We start from the raw sequence: 16,092 nt of genomic DNA, 5'->3' as shown, positions 1-16,092 counted from the left end.
GTTAACGGTGGAGGTGAACATGAACCGTGTGGACGGAGCTGACGACCGCTATGTCGTCGGTGTCGACTTCGGCACCCTGTCCGGACGAGCTCTGGTGGTTCGCGTCGGTGATGGTGCCGAACTGGGGACCGCGGTGCACGAGTACGGCGACGGAGTCATCAGCACGGCGCTTCCGGGAGGTCGACCGCTTCCCCCGGACTGGGCCCTGCAGAACCCCGAGGACTACCGCGACGTGCTGCGGTACGCCGTCCCGGCGGCGCTGGCCGCAGCGGGGGTGGACCCGGCGGCGGTGGTCGGCATCGGCATCGACTTCACCGCCTGCACGGTGCTGCCGACCCTCGCGGACGGCACTCCGCTGTGCGAGACCGCCGAGCTTCGCGACAGGCCGCACGCCTGGGTGAAGCTGTGGAAGCACCACGCCGCGCAGCCGCACGCCGACCGGATCAACGCGCTCGCCCACGAGCGGGCCGAGCCGTGGATCGGCAGGTACGGCGGCAAGATCTCCGCCGAGTGGCAGTTCGCCAAGGGCCTGCAGATGCTGGAGGAGGACCCGGAGGTCTACCACCGGGCCGAGCGTTTCGTCGAAGCGGCCGACTGGATCGTCTGGCAACTCAGCGGCACCGAGACCCGCAACGTCTGCACTGCCGGTTACAAGGGAATCCTCCAGGACGGCACCTATCCCTCCGAGGGCTTCCTGACCGCGCTCAACCCGGACTTCGGCGACTTCGTGGCCAAGCTGGACGGTCCGCTGCTGCCCCTCGGGGCGCGCGCCGGCGCGTTGACCGCCGAGGCCGCGGCGTGGACCGGCCTGCCGGAGGGGATCGCGGTGGCCGTGGGCAACGTCGACGCGCACGTCACGGCGGCGGCCGCGCAGGCCGTGGAGCCCGGCCGCCTGGTCGCCATCATGGGTACGTCCACCTGCCACGTGGTCAACGGCACCCAGGTCGCCGAGGTGGCCGGGATGTGCGGGGTCGTCGACGGCGGTATCAGCCCGGGCGCCTGGGGTTACGAGGCCGGCCAGAGCGGAGTCGGTGACATCTTCGGCTGGTTCGTCGAGCACGCGGCCCCGGCCGGCGTCGACTCGCACGAACGCCTCACCGAGCTGGCCGCGAGCCAACCGGTTGGCGCGCACGGTCTGATCGCGCTGGACTGGTGGAACGGCAACCGTTCCCTGCTTGTCAACCACGACCTCAGCGGGATGATCGTCGGCATGACTCTGGCCACCCGGCCGCCTGACATCTACCGGGCGCTGCTGGAGTCCACCGCCTTCGGCACGCGGATGATCATCGAGGCGTTCGTCGAGGCCGGAGTCACCGTGAACGACCTGGTGATCGCCGGTGGCCTCACCAACAACGCGCTGCTGATGCAGATCTACGCCGACGTGACCAGGCGACCCCTGAACATCATCGCCTCCGCCCAGGGGCCGGCGCTCGGCTCGGCGATCCACGCCGCCGTCGCCGCCGGCGAGTACCCGTCGATCCACGAGGCAGCACAGGCGATGGGCCGGGTGCACGAGGCCGTCTACCGGCCGGACCCGGAGCGGGCGCGCGCCTATGACGCCCTCTACGCCGAGTACCGGGCGCTGCACGACCACTTCGGACGCGGCGGCGACGACGTGATGCTCCGCCTTCGGGCGATCCGGAACGCCGCGGTCGGCACCGCCCCCGCGCATGGGACCGCGCTGGAGGTGGTGGCGTGAACGCCGAGGTGAGTCGACAGATCGGCGCTCTGCGTGAGACCGTCGCCCGGCTGCACGCCGAGTTGACCCGGTACAACCTGGTCGCCTGGACGTCCGGGAACGTCTCCGCGCGGGTCCCCGGCCACGACCTGATGGTGATCAAGCCGAGCGGGGTGAGCTACGACGACCTCACCGCGGACACGATGGTGCTGTGCGACCTCGACGGCGTACTCGTCGAGGGGGACTTCGCCCCCTCCAGCGACACCGCCGCGCACGCCTACGTCTACCGGGCCATGCCGGACGTCGGCGGGGTCGTGCACACGCACAGCTCGTACGCGACCGCCTGGGCCGCGTGCGGGGAGTCGATCCCCTGCCACCTCACCGCGCAGGCCGACGAGTTCGGCGGGGAGATCCCGATCGGCCCGTTCGCGTTGATCGGCGGCGACGACATCGGCAAGGGCATCGTCGCCACGCTCGCCGGGCACCGCTCACCCGCGGTGCTGATGCGCAACCACGGCGTGTTCACCATCGGGCGGGACGCCCGCGCAGCGGTCAAGGCGGCGGTCATGTGCGAGGACGTGGCCCGTACCGCACACCTCGCCCGCACGCTCGGGCAGCCGGTGCCGATGGCGCAGGCGGACATCGATGCTCTTTATGACCGTTACCAGAACGTCTACGGTCAACAACCAGTCGCACCGGCGGGTTCCTGACCGTCCACCGGTCATCCGGGATCCTGCCGGTCTGCACCACGACGCACCAGCACGCACCACCCGCGTACGCCGCTTCCGCACCTCGGCGGTTGGCGCGGTCACCCACCACACCCAGCCAAGGAGAACTGATGAGAAAGTTGCGAACGCAGCGCGTCATCGCGGTCCTCGCCAGCGTGCTGCTCGTCGGCGGCGTGGCGGCCTGCGGCAACAGCGACACCGGCGGCGGCGGGTCCAAGGACGACGGCAAGATCACGCTGGGCTTCTCGCAGGTCGGTGCGGAGAGCGGGTGGCGTACGGCGAACACCACCTCGATCAAGGAGTCCGCTGCCGCCGCGGGTATCGACCTGAAGTTCGACGACGCGCAGCAGAAGCAGGAAAACCAGATCAAGGCGATCCGCAACTACATCCAGCAGAAGGTGGACGTGATCGCCTTCTCGCCGGTGGTGGAGTCCGGATGGGACACGGTGCTCAAGGAGGCCAAGGACGCCGGCATCCCGGTCATCCTGACCGACCGCTCGGTGGATTCGGCCGACAAGAGCCTGTACAAGACGTTCCTCGGCTCGGACTTCGTCAAGGAGGGCCGCCTCGCCGGCGAGTGGCTGGTCGAGCAGAAGAAGGGCGCCACCGGCCCGGTCAACATCGTGGAGTTGCAGGGCAACACCGGCGCGGCCCCGGCCAACGACCGCAAGAAGGGCTTCGGCGAGGCGATCGCCGTCAACCCGAACCTGAAGATCATCGCCTCTCAGCCGGGTGACTTCACCCGGGCGGGCGGCAAGCAGGTCATGGAGCAGTTCCTCAAGGCCAACCCGAAGATCGACGTGCTGTTCGCGCACAACGACGACATGGGCCTGGGCGCGCTCGAGGCGATCACCGCCGCCGGCAAGGTGCCCGGCAAGGACATCACCATCATCACCGTCGACGCCGTCAAGGACGGCATGCAGGCGCTCGCCGACGGGAAGTTCAACTTCATCGCGGAGTGCAGCCCGCTGCTCGGCCCGCAGCTGATGGACCTGGCCAAGAAGGTCCACGCGGGCGAGGAGGTGCCTGCTCGGATCGAGACCGAGGAGACCACCTTCACCCAGGAGCAGGCCAAGGAGGCCCTGCCCAACCGCAAGTACTGATCGACGACGGGGTCGCCGCGTTCGCGCGGCGGCCCCGCCGCGTCGCTCCCATACCCGTAACGGACCGGGCCTGGCCCGCGACCACCCCCGTACCCTGCCCGCCCGAGCGACCCCCAGGGACGACCGGGCGGGCGCCGCGGGAGCGTAGCGGCCTCTCCGTGCCGACAACCCAGAAGAGGTCTGATGGGATGACGGATAGCCGTCCGGTCCTGACGATGACCGGGATCAGCAAGTCCTTCCCAGGGGTGCGCGCACTCCACGACGTCAACTTCCGGCTCTTCCCCGGCGAGGTGCACGCCCTGATGGGCGAGAACGGCGCCGGCAAGTCGACCCTCATCAAGGTGCTGACCGGCGTCTACGACACCGACGCGGGCGCGATCACCCTCGACGGTGACTCCGTGTCGTTCACCGGGCCGATGCAGGCGACCGCCGCCGGGGTGAGCACCGTCTTCCAGGAGGTCAACCTCTGCACCAACCTCTCGGTGGCGGAGAACATCTTCATCGGCCGTGAGCCTCGGCGCCTCGGCGCGGTCCACTGGGCTGAGGTCCGCCGTCGCGCCCGCGCCCTGCTGGCCCGCCTCGACCTCGACCTCGACGTCAGCGCGCCGCTCGGCTCGTACTCCCTGGCGATCCAGCAGATGGTCGCCATCGCCCGCGCCATCGACATCAAGGCGCGGGTCCTGATCCTGGACGAGCCGACGTCGAGCCTCGACGCCGGCGAGGTGGCGCAGCTGTTCCGCATCATGCGGCAACTGCGCGACGAGGGCATCGCCATCCTGTTCGTGACCCACTTCCTCGACCAGGTCTACGAGATCGCCGACCGGATCACCGTGCTGCGCAACGGCGGGCTCGTCGGCGAGTACCTCACCACCGAGCTGCCCCAGCTCTCCCTGGTGGAGAAGATGATCGGCAAGGAACTCGACGCCCTGGAGGGCATCGAGGAGCACTCCCGCCGGGACCTGGCCGCGCTGGAGGAGGGCACCCCCCTGGTGGCGGTGTCGAACTTCGGTCGGGCGGGCGCTGTCGAGCCGTTCAGCCTCACCATCCACGCCGGTGAGGTGGTGGGTCTGGCCGGCCTGCTGGGTTCGGGGCGTACCGAGGTGGCGCGGCTGCTGTTCGGCGCCGACCGGACCGACGGCGGTCAGGTCGCGATCGACGGCACGGCGAGCAGCCTGCGTACTCCCGCCCAGGCCATCGACCACGGCGTCGGCTTCTGTTCGGAGAACCGCCGCGCGGAGGGCATCGTCGCCGACCTGTCGGTCCGCGAGAACATGATCCTCGCCATGCAGGCGGCCCGTGGCTGGCTGAGGCCCATTCCGCGTCGCCGCCAGGACGAGCTGGTCGACAGGTACGTCAAGGCCCTCAACATCCGGCCGGCGGACCCGGAGGTGCCGGTCCGCAACCTGTCCGGCGGCAACCAGCAGAAGGTGCTGCTGGCCCGCTGGCTGATCACCGAGCCACGGCTGCTGATCCTCGACGAGCCGACCCGGGGCATCGACATCGGCGCGAAGACCGAGATCCAGAAACTCGTGACGCAGCTGTCCGACGGTGGCATGGCCGTGCTGTTCATCTCCGCCGAGCTGGAGGAGGTGCTGCGCCTCAGCCACAAGGTGGCGGTGATGCGGGACCGGCAGATGGTCGCGCAGCTCGCCAACGACGACAGCCTCGACGCCGACCGCATCATGCAGACCATCGCCAGCGGATCCCACCGGGAGGAGGCAGACCGATGAACGCCACAATGAGCCGCTACCGGACGATTACCGGTCACCGGCTGTTCTGGCCCGCCGCCGTGCTGTTCGTCATGCTCGCCGCGAACACCATCTACCGCCCCGGGTTCCTGTCCATCGAGCTCAAGGACGGGCACCTGTACGGCTCGCCGATCGACATCCTGCGGTTGAGCGCGCCGCTGATCCTCGTCGCGCTGGGAATGACCCTGGTCATCTCGACCGGCGGCATCGACCTGTCGGTGGGGTCGGTCTGTGCGATCAGCGGCGCGATCGCCTGCATGTACATCAGCAAGCAGTCCGACCAGAACAGCCTCGTCGTGGTGCTGACGGCCCTCGCGATGGCGTTGGGGGTCGCGCTCGTGCTCGGCGCCTGGAACGGGGTGCTGGTGGCCGTGATCGGGATCCAGCCGATCATCGCCACCCTGATCCTGATGGTGGCCGGCCGGGGTCTCGCCCAGCTGATCACCCAGGGCCAGATCATCACCATCAACTCGGAGCCGTTCCGGGCGATCGGGCTGGGCCACCTGCTCACCCTGCCGCTCGCCATCTTCATCGCCCTCGCCGCGGCACTTCTCGTCGCCGCGTTCACACGGCGTACCGCCCTCGGGATGATCGTCGAGTCGGTGGGCGGTAACGCCGAGGCGAGCCGGTTGGCGGGCATCCGCTCCGGCCGGGTCATCTTCCTCGCGTACGTGCTCAGCGCCGCCTGCGCCGCGATCGCCGGTTTCATGATGACTGCCAACGTCTCGAGTGCCGACGGCAACGCGGTGGGCCTCTGGGTGGAGCTGGACGCCATCCTCGCCGTCGTCATCGGCGGTACGTCCCTCGCCGGTGGCCGGTTCTTCCTCAGCGGCACGATCATCGGCGCGCTGATCATCCAGACGCTGACCACCACCGTGTACGCCATGGACATCTCACCGCAGACCTCGCTGCTGTTCAAAGCGGTGGTCGTCATCGCCGTCTGCCTCATCCAGGCGCCGGCCTTCCGGGCCCGGTTCAGTCGCCGCAGGCGTACCGCACCGCCGCCCGCCGCCATCGCCGACAAGCCGAAGGAGCAGGTGCCGGCATGACCACTGGATTGCTCACCCCCGGCCGTACCCGGTTCCGGGTGCCGAGGAGGCAGATACCGGTCCTGGCGACGCTCGCCCTGCTGCTGGTGATGTACGGCATCGGCGTCTCGCAGTACACGGCGTTCTCCAACGTGCAGGTCATCTTCAACGTCTTCATCGACAACGGTTTCCTGCTCGTGGTCGCGATCGGGATGACCTTCGTGATCCTCACCGGCGGCATCGACCTGTCGGTCGGGTCCGTCGTCGCGATGACGGCGATGGTGTCGGCCTGGCTGCTCCAGGAGGGCCTACCGGCGGCCCTGGTGCTCGTCATCGCCCTGCTCATCGGGCCGACGCTCGGCCTGCTGATGGGCTGCGCCATCCACTTCTTCGACATCCAGCCGTTCATCGTCACGCTCGCCGGGATGTTCTTCGCCCGGGGGATGTGCACGTTCATCTCGGGCTCGTCGATCCCGATCACTGACGGGTTCTGGACCAGGATGTCGCAGGAACGGATCGGCGATCCCCGGGGCAACTTCGTCTCGATCAGCGTGTTGATCGCCTTCGTCGTGGTCGCCGTCGCCGCGTACGTGCTGGCCTACACCCGGCTGGGGCGCAACGTGTACGCCATCGGCGGCAACCCCCAGTCGGCCCTTCTGATGGGTCTGCCGGTGGGACGGACCAGGATCGCCGTCTACACGATCAGTGGTCTGTGCTCGGCCATCGGCGGGATCCTGCTGTCCTTCTACACCCTCTCCGGCGCGCCGCTGATCGCCGTCGGGATGGAGCTGGACGTCATCGCCGCCGTCGTCATCGGTGGCACGGTGCTCACCGGCGGCGCGGGTTACGTCTTCGGCACGGTGCTCGGCGTCCTGGTCCTGGGCGTGATCCAGACCCTCATCACCTTCGACGGGAGTCTCAACTCCTGGTGGACCAAGATCGTGATCGGCGGTCTGCTCTTCGCGTTCATCCTCCTTCAGCGCCTCATCGGAATCCGTTACAAGTGACCGCCCCTCTCGCGGAAGGCAACTCCATGGCACCACACACCGCACCCGAGATCTGGTTCCTCACCGGCAGCCAGGGCATGTACGGCGAGGAGACGCTCCGGCAGGTCGCCGAGCAGTCCCGTCAGATCGCGGCCGCGCTCGACGACTCGCCGCAGATTCCGGCCCGGGTGGTCTGGAAGCCCGTCCTGACCAACAGCGGTGAGATCCTGCAGGTCTGTCGGGACGCCGCCGCCCAGGGCGCCATCGGGGTCATCGCCTGGATGCACACGTTCTCGCCGGCGAAGATGTGGATCGCCGGTCTCGACGCGTTGCAGACGCCGTTGCTGCACCTGCACACGCAGGCAAACGTCCTGTTGCCGTGGAACGACATCGACATGGACTTCATGAACCTGAACCAGGCCGCCCACGGCGACCGGGAGTTCGGGTACATCCAGACCCGTCTCGGTGTGGCCCGCAAGACGGTGGCCGGGCACGTCAGCGACCCGCGGGTGAGCGCCCGGGTCGGGGCGTGGGCCCGCGCGGCGCTCGGTTGGTCGGCGATGCGGTCGCTGCGCCTGGCCCGTTTCGGCGACAACATGCGCGACGTGGCGGTGACCGAGGGCGACAAGGTCGAGGCGGAGCTGCGGTTCGGGGTGTCGGTCAACACCTACGGCGTCAACGACCTGGTCGAGGTGGTCGGTCAGGTCACCGACGCGCAGGTGGACGAGCTGGTCAAGGAGTACGAGGACACCTACCGGGTGGTGCCGAGTCTGGTCGCGGGCGGCGAGCAGCACGACTCCCTGCGGTACGCGGCCCGGCTGGAGCTGGGCATGCGTGCCTTCCTGGACGAGGGCGGGTTCCGCGCCTTCACCACCAACTTCGAGGACCTCGGCGGCCTGCGTCAGCTGCCCGGCATCGCCGTACAGCGGCTGATGGCCGACGGGTACGGCTTCGGTGGCGAGGGCGACTGGAAGACCTCCGTGCTGGTGCACACCCTCAAGGCGATGTCGGTGGGCGTGGACGGCGGTACGTCGTTCATGGAGGACTACACCTACGACCTGACCCCCGGCGAGGAACTGGTGTTGGGCGCCCACATGCTGGAGGTCTGCCCGACCATCGCGTCGGACGTGCCGAACGTGGAGATCCACCCGTTGAGCATCGGTGGGCGGGAGGATCCGGTCCGGCTCGTCTTCGACGCCGCGCCCGGCCCGGCGGTGGTGCTCGGTCTGGCCGACATGGGGGAGCGCTTCCGGCTGGTGGCCAACGAGATCGACGTGGTCGCGCCGCCGCAGCCGTTGCGCCGGCTGCCGGTGGCCCGCGCGGTCTGGCGGCCGCGCCCCGACCTGCCCGGCTCGGCGGAGGCGTGGATCACCGCCGGCGCGCCGCACCACACGGTGCTGTCCCAGGCGGTGGGTGTGGAGGAGCTGCACGACCTGGCCGAGATGAGCCGCACCGAGCTGGTGGTCATCGACGCCGACACCCGGCCCCGTCGCTTCGCCGACGAGATCCGGTGGAACCAGGCCTACTACCGGTTGGCTCGCGGCTTCTGACCGACGCCTCCGGAGCGCCTCTTGACGGGTGGCCCGTCCCTGCCTGAGGGCTGGGGCGGGCCACCGTTCGCGCGTCCGCAGCACGACCGGGGGTCGACTGTGTTACGCCTTGACTAAGACCATGTTATCGCTCACAGTCTATAGCCAAGATGGTCGATGTCTTCGGTTGGTCCGGCCCGGCATGCGTCCTCGCCCCTCGGTTCCGGCAGTTCCGCGCCGCAACCGTCAGGCGATCGGTGTTAGCGATCACATGATCGGGTCCTGGTCAGCTCGGTGCCCCGCCCGGCGCCGCGGACGCCGACCCAGACCGCTCGGTTCGCGTCAGCAGAGGAGGATCATGCTTTCCATCGGTCGGGTTCCCCGCGGTGCGCCACGCCGGCGCGGGTGGATGTCGCGGCTCGTGGCCGCAGCGGCGGCGGTGCTGGTGGGCGGCGCGGTCGCGGCCGTCGCACCCACGGCCGCGTCGGCGGCGACTGTGGACACCAACGCGTGGTACGTGTTGGTCAACCGCAACAGCGGCAAAGCTCTGGACGTGTACAACCAGGCGACAAACGACGGCGCGCGGATCACCCAGTGGTCGCGTAACGACGGCGCCTGGCAGCAGTGGCAGTTCGTCGACTCCGGCGGTGGCTACTACCGGCTCAAGTCGCGGCACTCGGGCAAGGTGCTCGACGTCTACAACTTCTCCACAGCGAACGGCGCCTCGATCGTGCAGTGGGCGGACGGCAACGGGACCAACCAGCAGTTCCGGCTGGCCGACTCGGACAGCGGCTACATCCGGTTGATCAACCGCAACAGCAACAAGGCGATGGAGGTGCAGGGCGCCTCGACCGCCGACGGCGGCAACATCGTGCAGTACGACGACTGGGGCGGCAGCAACCAGCAGTGGCAGCTCGTCCCCGTAGGCGGCAGCAACCCGCCGCCGTCGAGCGGCACCTACACCAACCCGGTCATCTGGCAGGACTTCGCCGACGTCGACATCATCCGGGTGGACAACGCCTACTACATGTCGGCGTCCACCATGCACTACTCCCCGGGCGCGCCGGTGCTGCGCTCGTACGACCTGGTGAACTGGGAGTTCGCCGGGCACTCCGTACCCCGCCTCGAGTTCGGGTCGAAGTACGACATGAGCGGTGGCAACGCGTACGTCGACGGGATCTGGGCGTCGACGTTGAACTACCGGCCGAGCAACAAGACGTACTACTGGGCCGGGTGCATCGACTTCGCGCAGACCCACATCTACACCGCGTCCGCCGTCGACGGCACGTGGAGCAAGCACACCACCATCCCCAACTGCTACTACGACGCCGGGATGCTGATCGACGACAACGACACCATGTACGTGGCGTACGGCAACGGCACCATCAGCGTGGCGCAGCTGTCCGCCGACGGGAAGTCGCAGGTCCGCGCCCAGCAGGTGTACCAGACGCCGTCGAGCATCGGGACGCTGGAGGGCGCGCGCTTCTACAAGCGCAACGGCGCCTACTACATCTGGCTCACCCGCCCGGCCAACGGTCAGTACGTGCTGAAGTCGACGAACGGTCCCTTCGGCCCGTACGAGCAGCGTCAGGTGCTGCTCAACCTGCCCGGCCCGATCTCCGGTGGCGGCGTGCCGCACCAGGGCGGGCTGGTGCAGACCCAGAACGGCGACTGGTACTACATGTCCTTCGTCGACGCGTACCCCGGTGGTCGGATGCCGGCCATGGCCCCGATCACCTGGACCGGCGACGGTTGGCCAGTGCTCCAGACGGTCAACGGCGCGTGGGGCACCTCGTACCCGAAGCCGAACCTGCCGGCGCCGCCGCGCGCGGTGAAGCCACTCACCGGCAGCGACACGTTCGCCGGCACCACCCTCGGCCCGCAGTGGGAGTGGAACCACAACCCCGACAACAGCAAGTGGTCGGTGAACAACGGGCTCAACCTGCAGACGGCTACCGTCACCGGCGACCTCTACAAGGCGCGCAACACGTTGACGCACCGCATCCAGGGTCCGACCTCCACCGCCACCATCGAGTTGGACTACTCCACGATGCGCGACGGCGACCGCACCGGCCTGGCGGTGCTGCGCAACTCGTCGGCCTGGATCGGGGTACGGCGGGACAACGGCTCCACGCGTCTGGTCATGCAGAACGGCCTGACGATGGACGACAGCTGGAACACCACCAGCACCGGCAGCGAGGTGGCGAGCACAGCCGTCTCCGGTGGCCGGATCTGGTTGCGCGCCAACGCCGACATCAGACCCGGCTCCGGCCGGCAGGCCCGTTTCTCGTACAGCACCGACGGGGTCAACTTCACCTCGTTCGGCAACGCCCTGACCCTGGCGAACAACTGGCAGTTCTTCATGGGCTACCGGTTCGCCATCTTCAACCACGCCACACAGGCGCTCGGTGGTGCCGTCACGGTGCGCCGATTCGACCTGACGACTCCGTGACACCAGTCACACACTGATCGGTCGACAGGTCACGAGGACGGCCCTGCGCCCCGTGCGCCGGGTGCGGTCCACGGCACCGCGTCACACAGTCGCCGGCCTGCTCCCCGCCCTTTCCAGGGGCGTGGAGCGGGCCGGCGCTTCCGTTGCCGGTCGGGGCGCGGGGCCGGGATGCCGTGTGCGACGACGGGAAGCCCGGCGCACGGCCAGCTCGGACCTTCCGTCCGCGCCGCATGGCCGAACCGTGTCGGAGGCCTTCGCTGGCGTAGACTGTCGGCGATCCAGCGCTGGTCACCTGGGATTCAGCACCGGCGTGGTGGCTGAGCGAGGGGATCGGGCCGGGCCGCTCCAGTCGACGTCGACGGGCTGCGGGCCGGAGACGTAGCGGGGGGAGTTAAATGGCCGTCCACGGTCCCGCGATGACGGACGTCGCTCGTCTCGCCGGTGTCTCCCATCAGACGGTGTCGCGGGTGCTCAACGGGCACCCCAACGTCCGCGAGCAGACCCGGCTGCGGGTGCGCGCGGCGATCGCCGAACTCGGCTACCGCCCGAACGGCGCGGCACGGGCGCTGGTGACCGGCCGGTCGCAGGTCATCGGTGTGGTCGCCCAGAACACGACGCTCTACGGTCCGGCCTCACTGCTTGCCGCGTTGGAGCAGACCGCGGCGGCGGAGGGTTTCGCGGTCAGCGTGGGCAGCGTCCGCAACCTGGACCACCGGTCCATCTCCGCGGCCGTCGAGCGGCACCTGTCGCACCGCGTCGCCGGCATCGTGGTCATCGCGCCCGTCGAATCGGCCGGTGAGGCGCTGGAACGCCTGCCCCAGGACGTCCCGTTGGTCACTGTCGACGGCGATCCGAGCCGGCCGGTGCCGCTTGTGACAGTCGACCAGGTGGCGGGTGCCCGGGCGGCGACGCAGCACCTGCTCGACGCGGGGCACCGCACCGTCTGGCACGTCTCCGGGCCGTCGGACTGGTTCGACAGCGTCGGCCGGGTCGACGGCTGGCGTGAGGCGTTGGTGGCCGCCGGGATCGACCCGCCGCCGCTGATGCACGGCGACTGGTCGGCCGCGTCGGGTTACCGCTGTGGGCAGATGCTCGCGCGGATGCCGGAGGTGACCGCGGTCTTCACCGCCAACGACCATCTCGCGTTGGGCGTGCTGCGGGCTCTGCACGAGTTCGGTAGGCGCGTGCCGGACGACATCAGTGTCGTCGGCTTCGACGACGTGCCGGAGGCCGCGTACTTCATTCCGCCGTTGACCACCGTCCGACCGGACTTCGACGCGGTGGCGCGGGCGAGCCTGCAGCTGCTGCTGAGGCAGATCGAGTCGGGCACCGGCGGGGCGTTGCGGCAGACCATCGCCCCGGCCCTGGTCGCCCGCGCCAGCGTCGCCCCACCGCCCGCCTGACCGCGCCCGGGCGGTGTGCCCGTATTCGGGTCGGCCATCGTGCCGCTATGGCGTCCGTCGATGAGGGGTCAACCCACTCGATCGACGTATGACGATTCGATGTGGCGCAGGTATTGAACGACCTGAAATCCCGCCGTAACATGATGCCCGTCTCTGTTAGCGTTAACAACATTGGTGTCCGGCTATCAGTCCACGGGTCAGCGATCCCGGTCGCGGGGCGGGCGCCACCGACAAGGAGGCTCGATGAACCGCATCACCCGAGGTCGTCGGTGGGGAAGCGTACTGGCGGCGGGACTACTGCTGGCCGGCGCCCTCGTCGGCCTGCGCGCCCCGGCGGCGCAGGCGTTGGACAACGGGGTGGCCCGCACACCTCCGATGGGTTGGAACTCCTGGAACTCGTTCGGCTGCAACATCAACGAGGGGCTGATCCGCCAGTCCGCCGACGCGATAGTCAACAGCGGAATGCGGGATCTGGGCTACGAGTACGTAGTCGTCGACGATTGCTGGTTCAACCCGAACCGGGACTCCTCCGGCAACATCCAGGGGGATCCGACGCGGTTCCCCAGCGGGATGAAGGCGCTCGGCGACTACCTGCACGCCCGGGGCCTGAAGTTCGGTCTGTACCAGGTGCCTGTCGACAAGACCTGCGCGCAGTACTTCAACTCCTACCCGGGCGCCACCGGCAGCCGGGGCCACGAGGTGCAGGACGCCCGCCAGTTCGCCGCCTGGGGTGTCGACTTCCTCAAGTACGACTGGTGCTCGCCGGAGGGCAGCATCAACGACCAGGTGGCCACCTTCGCCAAGATGCGGGACGCGCTGGCGGCCACCGGGCGACCGATCGTGTACAGCATCAACCCGAACAGCATCCACGCCAAGACCGGCCCGCAGCGCAACTGGGGCGACGTGGCGAACATGTGGCGGACCACCGAGGACATCACCAACGCGTGGGACACCGGCCAGACCAACGGCTACCCGATGGGCATCCAGAACATCATCAACGTGACGGTTCCGCTGGCCTCGTACGCGCGCCCGGGTGGGTTCAACGACCCGGACATGATGGAGGTCGGTCGCGGCGGCATGAACGACACGGAGATGCGCAGCCACTTCGCGATGTGGGCGATCATGGCGTCTCCGCTGATCGCGGGCAACGACGTGCGGAACATGAACGCCGCGACGCAGACAATCCTCAAGAACGCCAACCTGATCGCGATCAACCAGGACTCCCTCGGGTTGCAGGGGACGCCTGTGTCGTTCGACGGTACGCGTCGGGTGCTGGCCAAGCGGCTCGCCAACGGTGACGTCGCCGTCGCCCTGCTCAACCAGGGCTCCTCGACGACGACGATCTCGACCACGGCCGCGGCGGTCGGCAAGTCCGGTACGTCGTTCACGCTTGTCGACGCGTGGACCGGCGGCACCAGCTCCAGCAGCGGGACCATCAGCGCCAGCGTCCCCGCGCACGGCACTGTGGTGTACCGGGTCAGCGGTGGCGGCACCACGACCCCGCCCCCCACCACGTCCAGCGCCCTCGCCAGCGTCTCCTCCGGTCGCTGCCTGGACGTCCCGAACAGCAACACGACAAACGGCACCCAGCCGGTCATCTGGGACTGCAACGGCGCCGCCAACCAGAGCTGGACGGTCAACGGGCAGGCCCTGCAGTCCCTCGGCAAGTGTCTGGACGCTCCGCTCAACGCCACGGCCGGCGCCAAGGTGCAGATCTGGGACTGCAACGGTGGGGCCAACCAGCGGTGGAGCATCAACACCAACGGCACGATCAGCGCCGCGCAGTCCGGGCTCTGCCTGGACGTCAACAACAACGGCACGGCCAACGGCACCACGGTGATCCTCTGGACCTGCACCGCGGCGGCGAACCAACGGTGGACGCGGCGGTAGCCGGTCGGGTCCGCCGGCCGACCGGGCCCCGGCGGTCCACCTGATCCTCCGGCGGTGCGGGGTGCCCGCGGACGACGACGTCGTCCGCGGGCACCGCTCTGTGCGGGCCCCGCGTGCGCCTCGCCGACCTGCGCTTCGCGTCGGTCGGCGCCGAAGTCGCTCTTGCGCGGACGCCTCCGTTACGAGACCGTGACACCGGTATTTCGGATCAAGTGTTGACGCACCCTATGTGAGCGCTAACACTACCCGAAAGGTGACAGTTGGCCCCGGCACTCGGCGGGGGAGTCCAGAGAGGAGAGGCCCGTGGGCAGGAGATTCCTGGTTGCTCTCGGCAGCGCGGCGCTGGCGCTAAGCCTGGCGGCATGCAGTGGCGAGGGCGCCGGCAGTGGTGGCGACAAGAGCGGGGACAAGCCCGCCGACCTGACCATCGGCGTCTCGATGCCGACCCAGACCTCCGAGCGGTGGATCGCCGACGGCAACGCCGTGAAGCAGAAGCTGGAGGCCAAGGGCTACAAGGTCGAGCTCCAGTACGCCGGAGACGACATCCCCACCCAGTCCCAGCAGGTCGACCAGATGATCACCCAGGGCGCCGACGTCCTGGTCATCGCCGCGATCGACGGCACGGCTCTCAACAGCCAGCTGCAGGCCGCCGCCGACGCGAAGATCCCGGTCATCTCGTACGACCGGCTGATCCGCGGCAGCAAGAACGTCGACTTCTACGTCAGCTTCGACAACTACAAGGTCGGCGTCGCCCAGGCCACCTCCCTGCTCGTCGGTCTCGGCCTGCAGAACAAGGACGGCTCGAAGGGCACGGCCAAGGGTCCGTTCAACGTCGAGCTGTTCGCCGGTTCGCTCGACGACAACAACACGCAGTACTTCTTCGGCGGCGCGATGGACACGCTGAAGCCGTTCATCGATGCTGGCACGCTGAAGGTCAAGTCGGGCCAGACCAAGATCGAGCAGGTCGCCATCCTGCGGTGGCAGCAGGAGACCGCGCAGAAGCGCATGGAGGACCTGCTCACCTCCAGCTACAACGACGGCGCCAAGGTCGACGGCGTGCTGTCGCCCTACGACGGCATCTCCCGGGGCATCATCACCGCCCTGCAGAACGCCGGCTACGGCAGCGCCAGCAAGAAGATCCCGGTGGTCACCGGCCAGGACGCGGAGATCGCCTCGATCAAGCTGATCAACGACGGCGTGCAGAACTCCACGGTCTTCAAGGACACCCGTCTGCTCGCCGAGCAGGCCGTGAACGCGGCCGAGGCGTTCCTGCAGAAGAAGCAGCCGCAGGCCAACGACACGAAGACGTACGACAACGGCGTCAAGGTCGTCCCGGCGTACCTGCTGCCGATCGCGACCGTCTACAAGGACGACATCAAGGCTACGCTGATCGACTCCGGCTACTGGACGGCGGACGAGGTCGCCGCCGGTCAGGCCAAGAAGTAAGCCCGTCGTGGGGGCCCCCGGGGGGCGGGGGGGCCGCCGGCCGGGGGGGCGGCGGGCCCCCCGGCCCGGGGGGCGGGGCCAAGGGCGGCCCCACCGACGGC

At 68.9% G+C, this 16,092-nt stretch carries 11 protein-coding genes; all 11 read left to right on the top strand.

Translation table 11 applies throughout. The features are described from left to right. Positions 1 to 19 precede the first annotated feature (19 nt). The 11 genes from araB (at position 20) to chvE (ending at position 15,991) form a co-directional block, all read left to right on the top strand. A complete protein-coding gene (gene araB, locus AB0N27_RS28125) occupies positions 20 to 1,699 on the top strand; it encodes a ribulokinase (protein WP_364376121.1) in 1,680 nt (559 codons plus the stop codon). Next, the gene (locus AB0N27_RS28120; protein WP_364376118.1) at positions 1,696 to 2,388 is read left to right on the top strand and encodes an L-ribulose-5-phosphate 4-epimerase; all 693 of its coding nucleotides are present in this window, start codon (positions 1,696 to 1,698) and stop codon (positions 2,386 to 2,388) included. Before araB ends, AB0N27_RS28120 begins: the two co-directional genes overlap by 4 nt. Before the next feature lie 128 nt (positions 2,389 to 2,516). Then, positions 2,517 to 3,509: an ABC transporter substrate-binding protein gene (locus AB0N27_RS28115; protein ID WP_364376115.1), complete on the top strand. Its 993-nt coding sequence runs from the start codon at positions 2,517 to 2,519 to the stop codon at positions 3,507 to 3,509. Positions 3,510 to 3,697: 188 nt separating this feature from the next. After that, positions 3,698 to 5,239 carry a sugar ABC transporter ATP-binding protein gene (locus AB0N27_RS28110; protein ID WP_364376112.1) on the top strand — a complete coding sequence of 514 codons (1,542 nt, stop codon included), beginning with the start codon at positions 3,698 to 3,700 and terminating at the stop codon, positions 5,237 to 5,239. Further along, complete coding sequence (locus AB0N27_RS28105) at positions 5,236 to 6,306, top strand: ABC transporter permease (protein ID WP_364376109.1); 1,071 nt, start codon at positions 5,236 to 5,238, stop codon at positions 6,304 to 6,306. The genes AB0N27_RS28110 and AB0N27_RS28105 overlap by 4 nt, the downstream gene beginning before the upstream one ends. After that, complete coding sequence (gene yjfF / locus AB0N27_RS28100) at positions 6,303 to 7,292, top strand: galactofuranose ABC transporter, permease protein YjfF (RefSeq protein ID WP_364376106.1); 990 nt, start codon at positions 6,303 to 6,305, stop codon at positions 7,290 to 7,292. Before AB0N27_RS28105 ends, yjfF begins: the two co-directional genes overlap by 4 nt. A 26-nt stretch (positions 7,293 to 7,318) precedes the next feature. After that, a complete protein-coding gene (gene araA, locus AB0N27_RS28095; RefSeq protein ID WP_364376103.1) occupies positions 7,319 to 8,821 on the top strand; it encodes an L-arabinose isomerase in 1,503 nt (500 codons plus the stop codon). 337 nt (positions 8,822 to 9,158) lie between these two features. Continuing rightward, positions 9,159 to 11,252: a family 43 glycosylhydrolase gene (locus AB0N27_RS28090; protein ID WP_364376100.1), complete on the top strand. Its 2,094-nt coding sequence runs from the start codon at positions 9,159 to 9,161 to the stop codon at positions 11,250 to 11,252. A 416-nt stretch (positions 11,253 to 11,668) separates the two neighbouring features. Then, positions 11,669 to 12,655, top strand: a complete 987-nt coding sequence (locus AB0N27_RS28085) for a LacI family DNA-binding transcriptional regulator (protein ID WP_364376097.1) — start codon at positions 11,669 to 11,671, stop codon at positions 12,653 to 12,655. A 243-nt stretch (positions 12,656 to 12,898) separates the two neighbouring features. After that, positions 12,899 to 14,545 carry a ricin-type beta-trefoil lectin domain protein gene (locus AB0N27_RS28080; RefSeq protein WP_364376094.1) on the top strand — a complete coding sequence of 549 codons (1,647 nt, stop codon included), beginning with the start codon at positions 12,899 to 12,901 and terminating at the stop codon, positions 14,543 to 14,545. A gap of 303 nt (positions 14,546 to 14,848) precedes the next feature. Then, positions 14,849 to 15,991, top strand: a complete 1,143-nt coding sequence (gene chvE / locus AB0N27_RS28075; protein ID WP_364376091.1) for a multiple monosaccharide ABC transporter substrate-binding protein — start codon at positions 14,849 to 14,851, stop codon at positions 15,989 to 15,991. Positions 15,992 to 16,092: the final 101 nt, after the last annotated feature.

Source organism: Micromonospora sp. NPDC093244, assembly GCF_040683695.1.
Taxonomy (GTDB): Bacteria; Actinomycetota; Actinomycetes; order Mycobacteriales; family Micromonosporaceae; genus Micromonospora.
Note: the sequence above shows the minus strand (reverse complement) of the source record. Positions and strands in the feature narration are given on the sequence as shown.